15 protein-coding genes and 1 tRNA gene are annotated in these 18,360 nt (G+C 59.6%); 8 read left to right on the top strand and 8 right to left on the bottom strand.

Going from position 1 to position 18,360, the window contains the following annotated elements; translation table 11 throughout:
• Positions 1-363 precede the first annotated feature (363 nt).
• A complete protein-coding gene (locus AC1D3C_RS23405; RefSeq protein ID WP_477484534.1) occupies positions 364-897 on the top strand; it encodes a hypothetical protein in 534 nt (177 codons plus the stop codon).
• 75 nt (positions 898-972) lie between these two features.
• Positions 973-1,377, top strand: coding sequence for a hypothetical protein (locus AC1D3C_RS23410; RefSeq protein ID WP_477484535.1), 405 nt, complete (start codon positions 973-975; stop codon positions 1,375-1,377).
• Here the strand turns inward: AC1D3C_RS23410 and AC1D3C_RS23415 are convergent.
• Entirely contained in the window at positions 1,363-1,968 is a 606-nt protein-coding gene (locus AC1D3C_RS23415; RefSeq protein WP_477484536.1) for a recombinase family protein, read from the bottom strand. The genes AC1D3C_RS23410 and AC1D3C_RS23415 overlap by 15 nt on opposite strands.
• Before the next feature lie 205 nt (positions 1,969-2,173).
• Between AC1D3C_RS23415 and AC1D3C_RS23420 the strand changes: the two genes are divergently transcribed.
• Positions 2,174-2,548 (top strand): hypothetical protein, encoded by a 375-nt coding sequence (locus tag AC1D3C_RS23420; protein WP_477484537.1) that lies wholly within the window; start codon positions 2,174-2,176, stop codon positions 2,546-2,548.
• Between the two features lie 180 nt (positions 2,549-2,728).
• Complete coding sequence (locus AC1D3C_RS23425) at positions 2,729-3,982, top strand: DUF4268 domain-containing protein (protein ID WP_477484538.1); 1,254 nt, start codon at positions 2,729-2,731, stop codon at positions 3,980-3,982.
• Positions 3,983-4,095: 113 nt separating this feature from the next.
• On the opposite strand, the gene AC1D3C_RS23430 is transcribed toward AC1D3C_RS23425, so the two are convergent.
• From AC1D3C_RS23430 to AC1D3C_RS23445, 4 genes are read right to left on the bottom strand one after another with little or no spacing between them, the layout of a single operon-like run.
• Positions 4,096-4,875 carry a DUF429 domain-containing protein gene (locus AC1D3C_RS23430; protein ID WP_477484539.1) on the bottom strand — a complete coding sequence of 260 codons (780 nt, stop codon included), beginning with the start codon at positions 4,873-4,875 and terminating at the stop codon, positions 4,096-4,098.
• Complete coding sequence (locus AC1D3C_RS23435) at positions 4,872-8,315, bottom strand: DEAD/DEAH box helicase family protein (RefSeq protein ID WP_477484540.1); 3,444 nt, start codon at positions 8,313-8,315, stop codon at positions 4,872-4,874. The genes AC1D3C_RS23430 and AC1D3C_RS23435 overlap by 4 nt, the downstream gene beginning before the upstream one ends.
• 6 nt (positions 8,316-8,321) lie before the next feature.
• Complete coding sequence (locus AC1D3C_RS23440; RefSeq protein WP_477484541.1) at positions 8,322-9,503, bottom strand: restriction endonuclease subunit S; 1,182 nt, start codon at positions 9,501-9,503, stop codon at positions 8,322-8,324.
• Positions 9,500-11,035 (bottom strand): type I restriction-modification system subunit M, encoded by a 1,536-nt coding sequence (locus AC1D3C_RS23445; RefSeq protein ID WP_477484542.1) that lies wholly within the window; start codon positions 11,033-11,035, stop codon positions 9,500-9,502. Before AC1D3C_RS23445 ends, AC1D3C_RS23440 begins: the two co-directional genes overlap by 4 nt.
• A 344-nt stretch (positions 11,036-11,379) precedes the next feature.
• On the opposite strand from AC1D3C_RS23445, the gene AC1D3C_RS23450 reads away from it, so the two are divergent.
• The 4 genes from AC1D3C_RS23450 to AC1D3C_RS23465 all read left to right on the top strand — a co-directional run bounded on the left by AC1D3C_RS23450 (position 11,380) and on the right by AC1D3C_RS23465 (position 16,169).
• Positions 11,380-12,516, top strand: a complete 1,137-nt coding sequence (locus AC1D3C_RS23450; RefSeq protein WP_477484543.1) for a Fic family protein — start codon at positions 11,380-11,382, stop codon at positions 12,514-12,516.
• Positions 12,517-12,639: 123 nt separating this feature from the next.
• Positions 12,640-12,729: transfer RNA gene (locus tag AC1D3C_RS23455), tRNA-Ser, on the top strand.
• Between the two features lie 385 nt (positions 12,730-13,114).
• Complete coding sequence (locus AC1D3C_RS23460) at positions 13,115-14,968, top strand: methyl-accepting chemotaxis protein (RefSeq protein ID WP_477484544.1); 1,854 nt, start codon at positions 13,115-13,117, stop codon at positions 14,966-14,968.
• 373 nt (positions 14,969-15,341) lie between these two features.
• Positions 15,342-16,169, top strand: coding sequence for a RibD family protein (locus tag AC1D3C_RS23465; RefSeq protein ID WP_477484545.1), 828 nt, complete (start codon positions 15,342-15,344; stop codon positions 16,167-16,169).
• On the opposite strand, the gene AC1D3C_RS23470 is transcribed toward AC1D3C_RS23465, so the two are convergent.
• From AC1D3C_RS23470 to AC1D3C_RS23480, 3 genes are read right to left on the bottom strand one after another with little or no spacing between them, the layout of a single operon-like run.
• Complete coding sequence (locus AC1D3C_RS23470) at positions 16,128-16,913, bottom strand: class I SAM-dependent methyltransferase (protein WP_477484546.1); 786 nt, start codon at positions 16,911-16,913, stop codon at positions 16,128-16,130. The two genes, AC1D3C_RS23465 and AC1D3C_RS23470, sit on opposite strands and share 42 nt — an antisense overlap.
• Positions 16,910-17,953, bottom strand: a complete 1,044-nt coding sequence (locus tag AC1D3C_RS23475; protein ID WP_477484547.1) for a glycosyltransferase family 4 protein — start codon at positions 17,951-17,953, stop codon at positions 16,910-16,912. Before AC1D3C_RS23475 ends, AC1D3C_RS23470 begins: the two co-directional genes overlap by 4 nt.
• Positions 17,950-18,348, bottom strand: coding sequence for a 6-pyruvoyl trahydropterin synthase family protein (locus AC1D3C_RS23480; RefSeq protein WP_038547193.1), 399 nt, complete (start codon positions 18,346-18,348; stop codon positions 17,950-17,952). Before AC1D3C_RS23480 ends, AC1D3C_RS23475 begins: the two co-directional genes overlap by 4 nt.
• Positions 18,349-18,360: the final 12 nt, after the last annotated feature.

Consider the following 18,360-nt stretch of genomic DNA (forward strand, 5'->3'; position numbering starts at 1 on the left):
CTAATTCTCGAAAAATCTTGAACTACCGGGCGTTCGTTCACCGGTCCGCGCCAACGGCGCGGGCAAGGCCGAAGGCCGCGCAGGGAGGGAGCCGCAGGCGCCCGAGTGTCTGAGTTGGAAAGAGCGTGAACTTTCGTCCGGTCTATTCTTCTTTATTAAGAGTATAATTAATTACGTATTGTTAAATATAATAACGGCCAAAAGTTCACGCCCTTTGGAGGGTGCTTCCGAGCTTCGGGATGGTCCGAAACGGGCCGCTGATCCGGCCTTAAGTCTAGCCCGATTACCCTCGCTCACGACCTGCCGCGGTTCCACCGCCTCGCCGCTATAAGTCCCCGCGTAAACAACAGATGAGGCAAACCAATGGCAGACGTGAGCGATGACGACACCTTCACCTTCATTCCTCCACAGATCAGGCTGACGCCCTTTGACCGTCGGCGGCAGGAACTTCGGGCATTGCAGGAAAAGTATGAGGAACTGTCCGAGCAGCCGAACAGGGAGCGCCAGCTCGCAGCGCTGGATTATTTGGTCCGGAGGGCAAAAGAACGGTTCGAGGAGGAAAATAAGCGCGGGCTGGACGACGGTTGGCGTCGGCGCCGGGAAGTCGATAGCTGGCGTTCAGGCGAAGGCAGGGAGTTGCGCAATTCAAGTCGCCGGAAGGTTCGCGATAAGCCGAACGAAGATCTGTCACACATGACGGATGAGCAGAAGGAAGAGCGCAAGCGTGATCAGCGCGCGGATGGCAATTTCGTCAAGCGCCGTGAAGCTAAGGGAGCCGCAGCTGCGGACATCCAGGCAGAACTCATCGTTCGTCAGCAGCAGCGGAACAGCATGCGCCGGGCAGCAGCAGAAGCAGGGAACCCGATGACGAGTGATCCGACCTTCGGAATGTTTTGACCATTTGAACAGATCCCACCCAATTTCTCGGGAACGGCGTCCCCTAGCGCGTCCCATTCTTGAAAAGAGCCTCAAATGACTGACAATATCGACGACATCCGTCGTTTCTTCCGCAACCGGTTCGAATATTTCATTGACGAGAAGGACAGTGCGGACCTGCGGGATGGGTCATCGCTTACGCTCCGGGATCTATGCCGGACCTTAGCGTTCGATACTGAGCCGTTCTCTCCCCGTTACGACGTTGACCTCCGGAAGCTCTGCGGCCCTGAATACCTCGTTTGGTTCCGGCACGAGAGGACCTACGGCGACGTGACGCGCCTTCTCGCCCGGCTGTTTGCTGCTGAAGATGGCCTTCGTCCCCCTGTCGGCGGTCGCTGGGTGCAAGAGGTGCTGAACACTGCCCGCGCGGCAGACTACTGGCTCCGGTCAGAGGAAGAAACGACGGCAATCCTCGCTGAATTCGATTTAGCGGCTAATTAAGAGCGACACGCAACCGGGCTGGCACCTGACTGGGGCTTGCTGTCTCAGGAGGCGCGATAGCGTCCGTGGGTGCACCTGAAAACTGCCGGCCACCTCGCCGACAGTTTTTCCAGCATGCTCGATCGACATCCGCGCGTCTTCGAGCTGCTCTGATGTCATAGCCGGTCGTCTGCCGATCCGGCTTCCGCGAGCACGAGCTGCAGCCATTCCCGCGCGGGTCCGCTCGCTGATGAGAGACCGCTCGAATTCCGCCATACTCGCTAGAACATGCAGCAGCAGCCTTCCAGCTGGGGTGCTTGTATCTAGGCTTTCGCTAATGGAACGAAACTGGATGCCCCGCTCGTTTAGGTCGCGGACGAGCGCCAGAAGCTCGAAAAGTGATCGACCCAGGCGATCCAGGCGCCAGACGGTTAGTGTGTCGCCGTGACGAAGAGTGCTGAGCAGCTTGCTCAGTCCGGGCCGCGAGAAATCGGCGCCGGAGAAACCTTCGTCCGTAAGGATCGCCGAGCATCCTGCTGCTTTCAGGGCAGCAACCTGCAAATCCAAGCTCTGTTCGGTCGTGCTAATGCGACCGTATCCGATGTTGCTCATGCTACTTCCACGTTTTCCTCACCCTGAGATTACACGCCAAGGCCTTGATTAAAAGGAACCTTTTCGTGCGGAAGGGGATTTCTCTTGGCCACGGCTAGCGCACCCAATGGTTCCAACAGCTTGACCTCCCGGGTCGAGAGCCGAAACCATCATGACGAAAACCTTCCCTTTTGTGCGGAGCAAACATCAGAAGTGACACCTGCACATGAGTAAGACTTCGACCGTCCTCGCTACCGCGATTAGCTTGCTGATTTGTGGCCCAGCGGTCACGGCCGATGAGCTCAGCTCCCTCGTCGGTGTTTTGGCAACAACAGCCGCGCGCATTCGATCGATATCGGACAGCTGTAAGATCGCGGTCGATCCGATGTTGGAAGTTCAGGTTTTTGAGACGTTGATGTCCGTGCCCGGAATTAAAATGAGTGGCGTGATATCTCATTTCGCTCAACGCCGGCAAACTGAAGCTGCCCTCAGAGGCTCCAAGTGCTATTCCGAGGATGCTGATTCCCTTAGGACCCTAACCAGCATCTACAAGAGCGAAGCCGCCAACCTCGAGAAGCTCGTCGCTGAGAAATTCGATTAGTATCACCCCTGCCCGAGGCATCCTCTGCCTCTGAGAGGGGAAGCGCCAGTCAGAGAGCGGGACATTTCGCATCCGCCCCAGAGGCTCGATGGCTTCTGCACACCTACTCTCGCCCGGTATGTTAGCGGGCATTACCTCACCAGCGTGGATGCTGATTGCCTCATCGATAGTGTGTATCTGATGCTATTCTGGTCGTTGCTGCGTCGCGGCATGATGGGCCTAGAGAAGAAATGTTTACTTCCCCATAAGATGTTCGGTGACCATTATGCATCCACCTTCGAAAACGTAAGCCTGATGTTTCGTGTCGATCGCACGCAAAACCGCATCTTCCGTCTGGCCCAGAAGCGCTTCGGCGATCTGGCGCTCCGGGAACGTGACCACCTGCAGGAGTGGTTGGTCCATCAGCCCGACGCCTTGGGCGAGGATCTGCTGATCTTGCAGAAGGAATTCGACGGCTTCGACGAGACGCGCGAACGGCTTGATTTGTTGGCACTCGACAAAGCTGGCAACCTAGTGGTGATCGAGAACAAGCTGGACGATTCAGGCCGCGACGTAACCTGGCAGGCGCTGAAATATGCCGCCTATACGTCCGGCCTCAAGAAGACCCAGATCGTCGACATTCACCAACAATACCTCGACCGCTATTGCGGCGGCGGGAATGCCCTGCAGGCAATTTGCGACTTCATGGAGGTCGAGGATCTGGATGAAGCCGTGCTGAATCCCGGCAACGGCCAGCGGATTATGTTTGTAGCCGCAAACTTCCGACGTGAGGTGACGGCGACGGCGCTATGGCTAATAGGCCGGGGAATTGCGGTGCAATGCTTCCGCGTGACACCGTTCGGTTTCGGCGACGAGCTTTTCCTCGACCTGCAGCAGATTATCCCGCCCCCGGAGGCCCAGGACTATATGATCGGTATCGCTTCGAAAGAAGTAGAAGAGACGACATCGATAGCGGGGCAACAACGGCGCCATATCCTGCGCCGCGATTTCTGGGATCTGGCTCTGGACCAGATGCGCACGGACGGAGTGTCGATGTTCGCCAACGTCAGTCCTGGCAACGACAACTGGCTTAGCGGAGGGTCTGGGGTCGGAGGCTGCCCGTTTCAGATCCTCTACTTGCAGGATGGTGTGAGGGTTCAGCTGGCGATGGGTAAGAGCAGCGGAGAGGTAAACAAGCGGATGTTCGATCGGCTCTATGCGCAAAAAGAAAAAATCGAAAACGACTTTGGGGCTGCGCTGGACTGGCGTCGCTCGGATCACCTCAAGAGCAGCCTCATCGCCTACGACCAAACGTTCGATGGACTTGATCGCGAAATGTGGCCCCAGATGGCGATGTGGTTGTCCGTGCATGTCCAGAAGCTAGAGGCGGCACTGCGCGCGCCTTTGGCTGAGATTTCCCGCAACCTGAAGGTTCTGGAAAGCCAAGCGGGATGACAGGAGCTGCAAATCGACCAGGAGCCTCGCTGGGGCGTTTGGCACGGCGAGAGCTGCGAAGCGACGTTCAGTATCGCCGAACCAGCCAGTGAGCTTCCTTGAGTCAAAGGGAGCTAAGCCAGGGCAAGACGATTCTTCTCAAGCGCGTCTTGAGCCCATGGTGCCCACAGGTCCGAGGGGGGCAGCCAGAACCACCCGCCAATATCATCACCAACTACCTCGGACGTGCCGGTCGCTGCGCATGCTGCCGTAAGTAAGCAAATCCATGCTGCGCGCTTCTCGTGATCTTTCTCAGCCAGGACAATGTCGATCAGGATCCGATTATGCCAACCGAGTGCTTGGAAAAGGGCGGCAAGGACACCGCTGTCGACAGCATTTTCGTATAGCCAATCGAACTTCTTGCGCTTGCCAGCCGCCGACATCGCGAAGCGCGCCTCGTGGAGCAGAACTCCAAGAAACGCGTTCGGGAATGCTTCGATGATAGAGGTGCCGGGCCGGATCGCCTTTTCGATTGCTTCACTTGGCATCGCGAGATGTAGAACCTGCTCGGCAGTTTGAGACGCGGCTCGGCTCAGATCCTTTCCGTATCCGCGATTGCTCAGGCCCGGCTTGCACCGCGTCTGGAAGGTCCCGCGAATGAACAGGCGTTCGCACAGCCGGCCCAAGCTGTCATCTGCACCGACAGGGACGAGCGGTCCGTCAATCGCTATCACGGAAAAGACCGTCGATGCTGGTATGTGGCGGCTGCGACGTTCCCAGTCAGAATGCGTCCTGGCGGCTCCAAACTCGCTGTTTTTGCTCCAGGCGATGCCGGTCGTCGGTCTGGATTTCGAGAAACCCACGTCGATGCCAAGCAACGCCACCTCATCCAGATTGATCGTCGAGCCGCTCACCCCGCCGCGCTCTCGTTCAATCCCCGGATCACTTCGACCAGCTTTTTTGTCGTGTCGAAGTCGAAGACCTGCTGCGGGCCTTCGGGTGCGACGTCTATGAACGGGCTTTCATAGAGCAGGCCGGGATCCATCACGCCCTTCTCGGTCAGGTGCTCGATCACCATGTCGAGGAATTCGATCTGGTCGGCGGTCACGCTGGCATCCGAGAGAAAGCTGCTGAAGGCCTCAGCGACGGCGGCGCGGTCCAGCCCGATCAGAGAGCGGATGAAAGGGCCGAAGCCGTGGGCGAGTTCGGTGGCCTTTTCGAGATGGGCCGGCTCGCCGATACCGGCAGCCAGCAGCATCTGCCGGAGTTCCTCGATGTCGGTTGCCGTCAGCGGCTTGCCGTGGCGCAGCTTGGCGATGGCGATGTGGTCCTCGTGCTCGCGCAGGAAATGCCGGGCCTTCTTCTTGAAGCGGGCAAAGTCCACGGCGCCGATTTCCGGCAGGTCATGCTCGGTGCCTTGACCCAGTTCGTCCACGAAATTGGTGTAGACGATTGCTTTCCGGCCCTTCTCGATATGATGCACCAGGCCGCGCAGCCTTAAGCGCACCAGCTCCATCAGCGGCACGGTGATGCCCTCCCACCAGGGGTCGGAGAGAATGTCGAGGATCAGCGCATGTTGGGCGGCGATCGGCGGGATGGCGGTCTGCTCGTCCAGCACTGAAGCGATCTCGATCAGCTGCTTCTTCAGCCGGTCGAAACTTTTCGAGCCCTTGAGCAGCGCCAGTTCCAGATTGAACATCAGCAGGTCGAAACGCTTGGCTTCTTCCGGCTCGCTCTTCATTTCGTTCGGCAGCGGCGCCACCTCTTCCAGCAGTTCGTCGCGCATCGCGTCGGAGAGACTGCTCCAGGCTTCCGGTGCCTGATATTTTTCCACCAGCTTGCGCCTGGCCCGCACGATAAAATTGTCGAGGTTCATGGTGCCGACATAGGTTTTCAGGAAATCGAGCGCGCCGGCCCGGATTTCTGGCTCGCTCGGTGCCGCGTCCGGCCCGGCATCGTAGGCCTCGCCTTCCTCGGCGACACCCGGCGGTCGCTCCAGCGCATGTTTTTCGTCCAGCCCCCGCACCAGATCGAAGCGGGCGGCAAACAGCCGTTCGCTCAGCGATTTGGCATTGCGGCCCTCGTCGGGCTTGGGGTTCTGTTGGAAGAATTCGAGGTTCTGGCAATAGTCGAAGACGCGGAAAAACTCCTTGTCCTCGCCGGGTCCGAACAGATCCGGGCAGAGCCGCGTGCCGCGGCCGATGATCTGCCAAAATTTGGTCTTCGAGCGAATCAGCTTGAACAGCACCAGGTTGACCACTTCCGGCACGTCGATGCCGGTGTCGAGCATGTCGACGGAGATGGCGATATGGGGGCTTGCGTCCTTCTTGGAAAAATCGTCGATCAGGCTCTGGGCATATTCCGTCTTGAAGGTGATGACGCGGGCGAAATGGCCGGCCAGATGCGGATAGGCCTTGTTGAACCGCTGCTCGATGAATTCCGCATGGGCCTGGTTCTTGGCGAAGATGATGGTCTTGCCGAGCCGGTCGCCGCCGGCCACCTTCAGGCCCTCGGTCATCACATGGGCCAGCACCTTGTCGACGGTGTCGGCATTAAACAGCCATTTGTTGACCGCCTCTGCATTGACGCTATCGGGCGGGTCGCCATCCTCCTCGTCCCATTCCAGCATATCCCACTGCTCTTTCTCCGTCTCGGAGAGGTCGTCGTAGCGGATGCCCTCGCGGACGAATTTGAGCGGCACGGAGACCGAAACCGGCGGCACGAGCCAGCCATCTGCTATCGCCTGATCCAGCGCATAGGCGTCAGTAGGCACACCGTCTTCCAGGTCGAACAGGCCATAGGTGTTGTGATCGATCTCGTCCTTCGGCGTCGCGGTCAGTCCCACCAGCAGGCTGTCGAAATAGTCGAAGATCGCGCCGTAGCGCTGATAGACCGAGCGATGCGCCTCGTCGATGATGACCAGGTCGAAATGGCCGGGGCCGAAGCGGGCGGTGCCGGCTAGCTTGCTGCCCGCCTGGCCAGTTTGCCGTTCGTCGATCAGGTTCATCATGGTTGGATAGGTGGAGAGGAAGACGCGACCCTCGGCCGTCTTCTCCGTCACCAGGTTGACTGGCGAGGAATCCGGCAAATGCGCCTTGAAGGCGCGCACCGCCTGGTTCACCAGCGCCACGCGGTCTGCCAGGAACAACACGCGCTTGACCCAGCCGGCCCGCATCAGCTGGTCGACCAGCGCAATCACCGTGCGCGTCTTGCCGGAGCCGGTTGCCATTACAAGTAATGCCTTGCGACCTCGATCCTTCTCGAAGGCTTCTGCGACCCTCCGGATCGCTCTGAATTGGTATGACCGCTCGACAATTTTTTTGTCGATCGGAGATCCACTGACCGACCGCCGGCTCTGCCGCCGCTGGATCAGCAGCTGCAGCTCGTCCTTCTTGTAGAAGCCGGACACGTTTCGCGGCGGATAGGCCAGATCGTCCCACAGCCAGTGGTCATAACCATTGGTGTAAAAGATCACCGGGCGCTGGCCGAATTGCCGCTCCAGGCCGTCGGCATAGAGCTTGGCCTGCTGCTGGCCGGCGGTGGCATCGCGCTTGGTGCGCTTGGCCTCGATCACCGCGAGCGGCTTGCCGTCATCGCCCCAGAGCACGTAATCGGCAAAACCCTCGCCCTTCTGGTTGGGCATGCCGACAATGGGAAATTCCCGGTCCCGTGCCTGATCCAGCGGCCAACCGGCTTCCCGCAGCAGCAGATCGATATAGAGGTCGCGGGTTTCCGCTTCTGAATAGTCATGATGGTCCGGCCGCGCCTCGTTTTCGCGCCTGATGCGGGCGATCTCGTCGCGCAGGGCTTGAAGTTCGGCGTCGCGCTCGGCCTTGTCGCGCAACAGGTTGGCAAAGGCCTTGTCGCGCGCCTCGGTCTCGGCCTTCATCCGGGTCAGCTCGACAAAGGCCTTCTTTACCAGATCGGTCTTGCGGGTGAGAAAGGCGGGGTCGAAGCTCAAGGTGTCTGCAGGCGGGTTCCGACCATAGGTGCGCGCCAGCCAGAAACACAGGTGGAACAGCTCGCGCACGGCATCGCCGGCATCCTTCGCTTGCGTCTGCCGGCTTTCATGCACTGCCTGGTTGCCGATACGGATGATCAGCTTGGCCTTGGTGAAGACAGCCTGCCCGGCGCGCGCGACAAAACTCGGCTCGTGGATCAGCGCGGAAATCTTGTCGTCATAGGGAAAATGCAGGCTGGCATCGTGCTTATAGGCCCATTGCACCGCCAGCTCCACCGTGCGCCTTGCATAGAAGGCCGAGGCCCGCGGATCGCCCGCCGCATAGCTCTCCGCCTGCTTCGCGCTGTCGAAGATCTCGGGAAATTCGGCGGCGAGGAAGGCGAAGTTGGACATGAAGCCTCAGAGCTGACCGGAGAAGGCGCGGTGTTGGAGGGAGGCGAAGAGGGAGTCGGTGTCTGTCGATTGTAGTTCGGCTTGTTGTATTACGTGCGCCAAAGCATTTGTCCGCTCTATGAACTCAACCTGCCTTTCCAAAGGTGGCACGAAGATCTTGATCTTCACCATCCGCTTGAGCCCGAGGTCGCGATTCGCAATTCCATGCGTGTAAGTTTGCGATTGCTGGTAGCAATAGTTGCCATTTAGCATGCATTCAAGCCACTTTGGGCTAACTACATCGTGCTTTGTCTTGAGCAGAGCTACGTGAACCCAAACCGCAAAAGGTTCATCGAAATCAACGTGAGCTGCTATTCCAGTGGTTCCGCCCTTTGTATAAAGGACATCACCTCGCTCGGGCTTACATTTGCGCCAGTGTATTTTCGCGTCCTCTTCGCTGATGTGTTTTAGATCCTGCCAGATTATCCGACCTCGCGCCACGTGCCGTGTCGAGAGAAAAGGAACCCCCTCATCACTGTATTGCGGACTTACGTGTGGTCCATCCGAAGCTTGGTGAATTACGTCTCCTAGCGTCGCCAACGCCCACCCCTTCGGATTGCTAACCGGATCCCCGAACATCTCCAGAAAGATCGACTGTGTGAGGGTGTCGAGCAGCGCGATGGCCTGGCGGCGCTTCTGCCGGAGCTGATCGGCCTTATCCAGGATCACCGCAATCCGCTTCTGCTCGTCGAGTGACGGGAGGGGGATTTTGAACTGCTTTAGAGAGCTGGCCGCCAGATTCGGTTGCGCAGCACCGTTAGCATGCAGCGCTATCTCTTTCTCGCAGAGGCCGCTTCCTAGATAGTGCTTCAGATAGTCTGGATGCAGGCCATCCTGGGGCCTGATTATGATAAGCGATGAGGCGATCGCCCCTTTGATTGCTCGATTCACATACGCAAATTTCCCCAAGCTCCCGCGAAGGCAAAACAAGAAATCCCCTTGGGAGAACTTTCCGTTGCTTAGTTTTTCATAGTGAGAAGGTGCGATGAAGCTCAGTCCGTCTAGACGCACTACCCCTTCTTGGAGGTCGCCAGCGTTTACAAACGGTATTCCGTCATCAAGCAGAGCGGATTTTCCGGGATAGTTCTTCCCTCGATCTCCATTTTCGAAATGGCAGACGTCAGAAAGGCGTGCGGTATGCCAACTCACAGCATCCCCTCCAACTCCCTCAACCCCGTCGCGATCTCCTCCTCCAGCTTGAGCAGCGTGGCAATGATCTCCTTCGGCGGGCAGTGGATGGCGGCTTGGTGGGTCACCTCGCGAAAACGGTTGAGCGACAGGTCGTAGTCGGCAGCCGCGATATCCTCGCGCGACACGCAAAAGCTCTGGCCGGTGCGCGGGTTTTCACGCTCCGTGCCGGTGCGGTTCTTCCAGCGCGCCAACACGTCGGGCAGGTTGTTCTTCGCATGGTCCTCGGCGCTCAAGGACACCTCAGGCACCGGGCCGAATTTCTCTTCCGGCAGCAGCATCTGCCGCTTGTCGTCCAGACTCATACCGTCGGCCTGCACATCGTAGAACCATACCTGGTCCGTGCCGCCGGAATTGGTCTTTGTGAAGAAGACGATCGCGGTCGAGACGCCGGCATACGGCCGGAACACGCCGGACGGTAGCTTGACGATCGCATCGAGCCGGTGATCCTCCACCAGCATCCTGCGGATCGCCTTGTGCGCCGTAGACGAGCCGAACAGCACTCCATCCGGCACGATCACCGCCGCCCGTCCGCCGGGCTTCAGCAGCTTGATGAACAGCGCCATGAACAGCAGCTCGGTCTTCTTGGTCTTAACGATCGAAAGCAGGTCTGCGGCCGTCGTCTCGTAGTCCAGCGAGCCGGCAAAGGGCGGGTTGGCGAGAACGAGCGAATATTTGTCGGCGTCGTCGGCATGGCCGGTGCTGAGCGAGTCGCGGTAGCGGATATCGGCGCCCTCGACGCCATGCAGCTGCATGTTCATCGAGCCGATGCGCAGCATGGTGTTGTCGAAATCGTAGCCGTGGAACATGGACTGGTGGAAATGCCGGTTCAGCTCGGCATCGCGGAACAGGCCCTTATGGTGCTCGCGCAAATATTCGCCCGATGCGACCAGGAAGCCGCAGGTGCCGCTGGCCGGATCGCAGATCACGTCCTTCGGGCTCGGGGCCATCAGCTCGACCATCAGCTTGATGATGTGGCGCGGCGTGCGGAACTGACCGTTCTGGCCGGCCGACGCGATCTTGCCCAGCATGTATTCGTAGAGATCGCCCTTTGTGTCGCGATCATCGAGCGGGATTTCCGCCAGCATGTCGACCACCTTGGCGAGCAGCCCCGGCGTCGGGATGGTGAAACGCGCACCCTTCATATGCTCGGCATGCGACGAGCCGGCCTCGCCCATCTCGCGCAGGAAGGGAAAGACGTGCTGGTCAAGGATGGAATACATCGTCGCCGGATCTTCATGGCGAAAGCGCGACCAGCGCAGCCGATCGTAGGCCATGCCCCTGGCGTCAGCGCCCTCCGGAAACACCCGCCGCTCGACCGGCCGGCCGAGCACGGTCGCCTTGCTCTCCTCGCGCGTCTGGATGTCGTCGAGCCCTCGGATGAACAGCAGGTAGGTGATCTGCTCGATCACTTCCAGCGGATTGGCAATCCCGCCCGCCCAGAAGGCATTCCAGACCTGATCGACCTTTGAGCGAATTTCACCGTTCAGCATGCGTGGTCCCTTATCAAATGCGAATCGGACCCGCACCTTAGTGGCTTCACCCTTCCGGTTGAAACCTACTTTGCTGCCTTTACTGCCGTGTTTCGCTGTTTGAGTCCCAGATCGCTCCCATGTTGGAAGAGAAACCTGTTTGTATTGCGTGGATGGAAGGCAAAATGCATTGACTTTCAATAATCGTCGTTTTTGGAAGGCAAGCCTGCTTGACCTCCGTCCATGCAAGCCAAAAGGCTTTGAATTCCAAAAATAAGGTTTTCCGGTAGACAAGCCGGCTTGTCTCCTTCATGACGAAGACAACATATCTTGAATGTCAGAAACAGCAATAATTGGAAATCAACATGGCTTTGCACCCCGGTTTGGATCTGTCCGAAGCAGTTGAATATCATTACGATCAATTTCCGCCGCAGCGGATCGATGCCGGTCGTCTGATCATGCCGATAGCATCAGCATCAGCGGCCCTGGCTCGTTACGATCAGATGTTGAAGGGAATGCACAACAGCGAGATTCTGCTGGCACCTCTGAGAAACCAGGAAGCCGTCGTGTCGTCCCGTATGGAAGGCACCGTGAGCACGCTGGACGAAGTGCTGAGATATGAAGCTGATCAAGAAGAGAGTGGTGAGGATGTTGGCGGCCACTATCGTAACGAAGCGATCGAGGTATTTCTATATAGCCGCGCTCTGACAGCCGCACAGCGCAGCATTGAACAGGGAGCTCCCTTGTCGAGTTTCCTTATCAAGAGCGCGCATCGGGTTCTGCTCGGCTTCGGCCGGGGCGCGCACCTCTCTCCAGGCGAATTCAAGACAGAGCAGAACTATCTGGCAGATCGCATGCGCCGCAAAGTCCACTTCGTTCCTATGCGGCCGGAGCAACTCCAGGATGGGATGGACCGTCTCTTTGCCTTCATTGAGTCTGAAGACTGGCAGATCCTGATCAAGACGGCGGTTGCTCACCTTGAATTTGAGGCACTGCATCCTTTCAAGGATGGCAATGGTCGGATCGGCCGGATGCTCATCACTCTCATGCTGTGGAAATACGGCGCGATCGCCGCCCCTCATTTCTATATCAGTAGCTACTTTGAAGACCGTCGCGACGAATATATCGACCGGATGCGCGAGGTGTCCAAATCGGGTGCCTGGACAGATTGGATCATCTTCTTCCTCGAGGCGCTGGAGGCGCAAGCTCAGAAGAACCTCGCGACGGCTGAGCGTATCCGCGATCTCTATGAAGAGCTGAAACGAGAATTTCCACAGATCCTGACGTCGCAGTGGAGCACGGCAGCGTTGGATTTCCTCTTCTCGCGCCCTGTGTTCAGGAACAACGTCTTCACCAAGAAGTCCGGCATCCCAGAAACCTCGGCGCATCGATTTACGCGTATCCTGGCTGAGCGTGGTCTCATTCGCACCTTAGAAGCTGCTGCCGGAAGACGACCGGCGCTATACAGCTTCGAACCGCTTTTGCAGATCGTCCGCGACTAGCCACAATACCGGCACATGCGGCTCAGAAATTCGGCTGAATTCCGATAATGCGGAGTTCCCCAGCCCCATGTTTGCCCGCTATGAGAACGCCCGCGCTGACCAACGCGTCATCACGTCTTAAGCGGAGAGGTGGCTGAGTGGTCGAAAGCACCGCACTCGAAATGCGGCATACGGGCAACCGTATCGTGGGTTCGAATCCCACCCTCTCCGCCATACTTACTTAGGTCCGTTCTGTAATAATCCGCGGTTTACCTCAACGGCCTGACCATCGTCATTTCCTGAGTATGTGCTGCGTTGGGCTGATCGACCATTAGCATTTGGGATCGGACAGGCTGCAGGACCATCGCGTCGATGGTGTATTTTCATAAAGTTATCTTGCGGCGCCGGAATTAATATTGGGATCAGGCGCAGTATTCGCAACTGCGAATTGTTATTAAATTTTAGATTCGCGTGATCATTTATTAAATTTTTATTCAAATATTGTCCCGCATTCTAGCAAGTGTGCAGTGCCGCACATTTCCACGCGCAGGACGCGCTTTTTCATTCAGAATCATTTCTCCCGGTCGCTTGATGCGTCTCACTCACCCCTGGAACGAACATGAAAAATCTGAGGATTTCAAACCAGCTCGTGCTGCTGGTTCTGGCTCTGATCGCCGGCTTCGCTGTCGTGACCTATTTCGAACTCCAGGCCTCGACGCGGGCTATCTATGCCGAACGGTATGGAATGCTGCGGACCCAGGTGGAGTCGGGTATCGGCATCCTCAAGAAGTTCCAGCAGCGTGAGGCGGCCGGTGAGCTGACGCGCGCAGAAGCCCAGAAACAGGCCTTCGTCGCAGTCTCCGCCATGAGCTTCCAGCCCGACGGCTATCTCTTTGCCTATGACTACGACGTGAAGATGCTGATGCATCCCGATCCGAAGAAGGTCGGCGAGAGCGGCAAGGGCAAACCTGATTCCGCCGGAAAACTGTTCCGCGACGAAATGGTCTCCGTTGGCAAATCCGGCGGCGGAATTGTCGACTATATGAGCACGACCAAGCCCGGCCTGCCTGATGGCAATTTTTCGAAGAGCTCCTATGCGAAGGCATTCGAACCCTGGCAGATGGTCCTTGCGACAGGCGTCTACACCGACGACCTGCAGGCGCAGATCCGCGGAATGGTGCTGGACGCGCTCGCTATCGGCGCACTCGCGTTGATCATCGCCCTTGCCGGTGCCTATGTGGTGATCCGCGGGATTACCAAACCGCTTGCCGCCGTGCATGGCGCATTGCAGGCCGTCGCCGACGAAAATGTCACCGCGACGATCCCGCATACGGACATGTCGAACGAAGTGGGGATGATGGCGAAGGCCACCCAGGCGCTGCAGGAAAAGATCCGCGAACGGCATGCGATGGCCGCCCGCGAGGAAAAGCAGAAGACCGAGCTCGACCGCGAGCGCCAGCAGAACCTCGACATGCAGCAGCAGGAAGCAGYGCTGCAGACCCGCGTCGTCTCCACCATCGGCGAAGCGCTCGAAKCRYTGGCCCATGGCGACCTCACGGTTCGCTGCGCCGATCTCGGSGCGCGYTACGAAACGCTGCGCCACAACTTCAACGAGGCGCTCGTYCAYCTCGAGGCCGCGATGAGCAAGGTCAATGCCAAGGGCATCGATATCGGCGGTTCCAAGGAGGAAATCCGCCGCGCCTCGAACGARYTGTCGCAGCGCACCGAACGCCAGGCCGCCAATCTCGAAGAGACGTCGGCCGCCCTCGACGAACTCGCCGTCGCCGTCCGCCAGACGGCAGAAGGTGCGCATGARGCCGCCCAGCGGGTCACCTCGGTCAGCGCCGAGGCCAACCGCTCCGACCAGATCGTCGCCCAGGCGATCGACGCGATGGGCGGTATCGAACATTCGTCGGAAGAGATCTCCAAGATYATCGGSGTGATCGACGACATCGCCTTCCAGACCAACCTGCTGGCCTTGAAYGCCGGCGTGGAAGCGGCCCGCGCCGGGGAATCCGGCAAGGGYTTTGCGGTCGTCGCCCAGGAAGTGCGCGAACTCGCGCAGCGCTCCGCCGCWGCGGCAAAAGAGATCAAGGACCAGATCTCGCGCTCTTCCGGCCAGGTGCAGAACGGCGTGCGCCTCGTCGGCGAGGCCGGCGAAGCGCTGAAGCGGATCTCCAACCAGGTGAAGGCGGCGAGCGACATCGTCGGCAAGATCGCCCATTCGGCCTCCGAACAGGACACCACGCTGCGCTCGATCTCGTCGTCGCTGAACCAGCTCGACGCGGCCACCCAGCACAATGCGGCGATGGCGGAAGARACSACCGCCTCGGCCGAGGCGCTTGCCGCCGATACCGACGAACTCTTGAACCTGATCAGCAGCTTCCGCATCAACGCCMACCAGGACACCGGCTACAATGCCGGCGCCGGCAGCCTCAACCGCGTCGCCCAGAAGATGCGCCGCGCCAGCTGACGCCAATCCCACAGATGGGCCCATACAGGGGACGGAGGAACCGCCGGGTCGAAGGATCCGGCGGTTTTTTGTTTGGGGGGTTAAGGTCAGGCGGCTGCAATCCAGGAATAACGGAAGCCCTGGGAAGCGCTCGGTCACTTTCGTCCCGGCGCCTTGAAATCGTGAGGAGCGGCGCACTCCCACGATAGTGGAAGCCCCCAAAAGCTCTCTCGAGAGGCTATCGATCATGGTGGCAGCAATTTTCAGTGGAGCATTGACGGAATGTTGATCCGGTGAAATTTTTCGCCGTATTACAGTTACGGGAGAATGGACGGGCGGGGAACCTTTTGAAGGTGCCGGCATTCTTCATTTTCGGCCGGAAGACGAGGCGGACATGCGATCAGTGAGGATGACCGAGGAACTGTGGCAGCATCTGCTTTCGCTTCGCGAAGGATCCCTGCGCCCGGTGGCGCTCTCCGCCGATGTCGATGGTTCCAGCCTCTCGCTCTACAGGCCGATCGCGGTCCGTGGCGGGCCGCTGGTTCTGGCCCAGGTCGGCCAGTCTCTGGACGGCCGCGTCGCAACGCCGACCGGCGACGCCCAGGATGTGTCCGGCTGTGATGGGATTGCCCATCTGCACCGGTGCCGGGCGCTGGTGGATGCGGTGATCATCGGGGTCGGGACGGTCGTTGCCGACAATCCCAGCCTTTCGGTTCGTGCCGTCAGCGGCAGGAACCCGGTGCGCGTCGTGGTGGATTGCAATGGCCGCATGCCCGAGCGGGCCAAGATGCTGCATGACGGCGGCGCGCCCGTGCACGTCATGCAGGCCGACGACGTTCCTCTCCGCAACGTCCGGTATCGGACCATCCGGCTGCCGCGCCAGCCGGATGGAGGACTTGCTCCGCGGGATATTCTTGCCGCGCTCGCCGAACGCGGCCTGACGACCGTTTTGGTCGAAGGCGGCGCAACTACGATTTCCCGCTTCGTCGATGCACACCTGATCGACCGGCTGCATGTCTCGGTCGCGCCGATCATCATCGGCTCGGGCCCCGCGGGTATCCGGCTTTCGCCGATCGACCGGTTGTCGGAGGCCCGCCGGCCGGAGGTTCAGGTCTACAATATCGGCACGGATATCGTATTCGACTGCAATTTCCGCATTGAAGCGCAGCAGGTGGCCGCCTCAGCGGATCGCGAGGATGTCCTGATGGCCGACCTGGCATAGGCTGCCTTCGCGATCGACCATTTTCCGCCGGAAATCGGCCCAGTCGCGGATTTCGCTCTCGTCGAGCTGGCCATATTCATAGACCGCGCGCACCACTCCGTCGAGGAACAGACGCTGCAGGTCGCGGTCGCCTGCGGTCATTGCCCATGGGCTTTCAGCCGTCGTCACGATGTAGCCGCTCTCCCCGAGACAATCGGCCAGCGTCGCCCACGCCCGGGGCCCAAGCGAAAGTCCAAAACCCTTGTCGCTCAACTGGTGTGCGTTGAAGTTCGCAACCACGGTCTCGTCAAGCGGGTGTGGTTTCGACCAGCGCATCCGGCCGTCATAGTTGAGCGCGGCATAGAGGCTGGCGCCTCTCTGCGAAATGTGGCCGACGAAACGGCGAATGAACTGCTCGGAACAGAGATCGAAGAGAGCGGAGGCGGTCACGAGGCCGACATCGGCGAGCGGCAGAGCTTCGATCTCGTTGAGGTCGCCCCGAACAATCTCGATGGCCTCGCCATGCAGGCGATTTGCTTCGTCCAGAAGCCGCTGATCGTCGTCGAAAAGCCGAAACCGCGCCGGGTTTTGAAGTTTTGGCGAAAGCGCGCGAAAGGTCGAACCGGTGCCGCAGCCGATATCGAGGATCGTCGGGGCAGAGACGCTTTGGAGGGATTGGATCGCCGCTGCCAGCAAATCCGCGTCCCGTGCGCGACCATCCACGGGTTCGCGCAGCGCCAGCCAATCCCTGTCGAAGCCGCTCATGACGCTCGTTCCAGAAAATCGGAGATGATGACGGCGGTGTCCCGCCAGGAGGGAAGCCTGGCACCGGCGATTACGGCGGCATCGGCCATCGAAATGCGGGTTTCGGGCTCCTCCAGCAGCCGTCGCAGAGCGGCGGCAAAAGCGTCCGGATCGTCCGGCGGCACGAGAAAGCCAGCGCCTTCCGGCACGACGTCCGGCACGGCCCCCGTCGCGCAGCCGACGATCGGCAGGCCTTGGGCGAGCGCCTCGGCAAACACCATTCCATAACCTTCATAACGGCTTGCGAGCGCAAAGATGTCGGCCTTGGCGAATTCGGAGCGTGTGTCGTCGATCTGGCCGGCGAGCTCGATGCGACCCCCGAGCCCGGATTGAGCGACCTGGCGTTCGAGTTCTGCTGCGACGCCGGGAACGAGCAGCTTGCTGCCGACGATGCGGCAGGTCCAGGGCAGATCGCGCAGCTTTTCGAGCGCAGAAATCAGCACGTCATGTCCCTTGCGGTGGGTCAACGTGCCGATGCTGAGGATCAGAGGCGGATTGCCGCCACCAGCGGCCAACGGCGCCGGGTCCATGCCAGGAATGGCGACCAAGATCCTTTCCGCGGGGACGGCGTAATTGGCGGCAAGTTCGGTGGCCGTCATATGTGATGTGACGATAACGCCGCGGGTCTGCGCCAGAGCCGCCTTCTCCCGGGAGGCTGCGGCTTCTTGCTGCTTGTCGTCGAGCCCCGTCTCGAGGGCCAGCGGGTGGTGCACGAGCGCCACGATATTCAGGCGTTTCGCTTCGCGGCCCGCCCATTCGTCCATCGCACCGAAGGCAAGCCCGTCGATCAGCACGAGACTGTCATCGGTGAGGCCGGAGAGCCTCTCTTCGGCTTCGTCGAGCTGTTTCGCGTTCGGATTCGGAAAGCCGTCGCCGAGGGAGATCAGTTCGACATTCCAGCCGAGATCGGTAAGGGCCGCGACGACACGCCGATCATAGCCATAACCACCGGTGCGGGTTTCGAGGTCGCCGGGATAGGCAAGGACAAGATCGCGGCTCACAACTCGGCCTCGAACCAGCCGCGGGCGGTGTGTGATTCGTGCAGCATGACCCGCAGTTTGCGGATGCGCGCACCGCCCTCACCGAGCCGGCCGTTCCGGATGGCATCGGCGATGCGGTCGAATATGTATTTGGCGAGGAATTCTGTCGTCGTCACCTTGCCGGCGAAAATCTCCAGCGTGTCGAGGTTCTGATAGTTGAGCGGCGCCAGCACGTCCTTCAGCACCTCGGACGCCAGCCCGATATCCACCGCAAGCCCGTTCTCGTCCAGATCGCTGGTGAAGAAGGCGGCGTCGACCACGAAGGTTGCCCCATGCATGCCTTGGGCGGGGCCGAAAACCGGGCGGGGAAGACTATGCGCGATCATGATGTGATCACGGACTTCAACGGCGAACATGCGGGATTTCCT

The sequence above is a fragment of the Neorhizobium sp. P1_A6 genome, assembly GCF_056406795.1.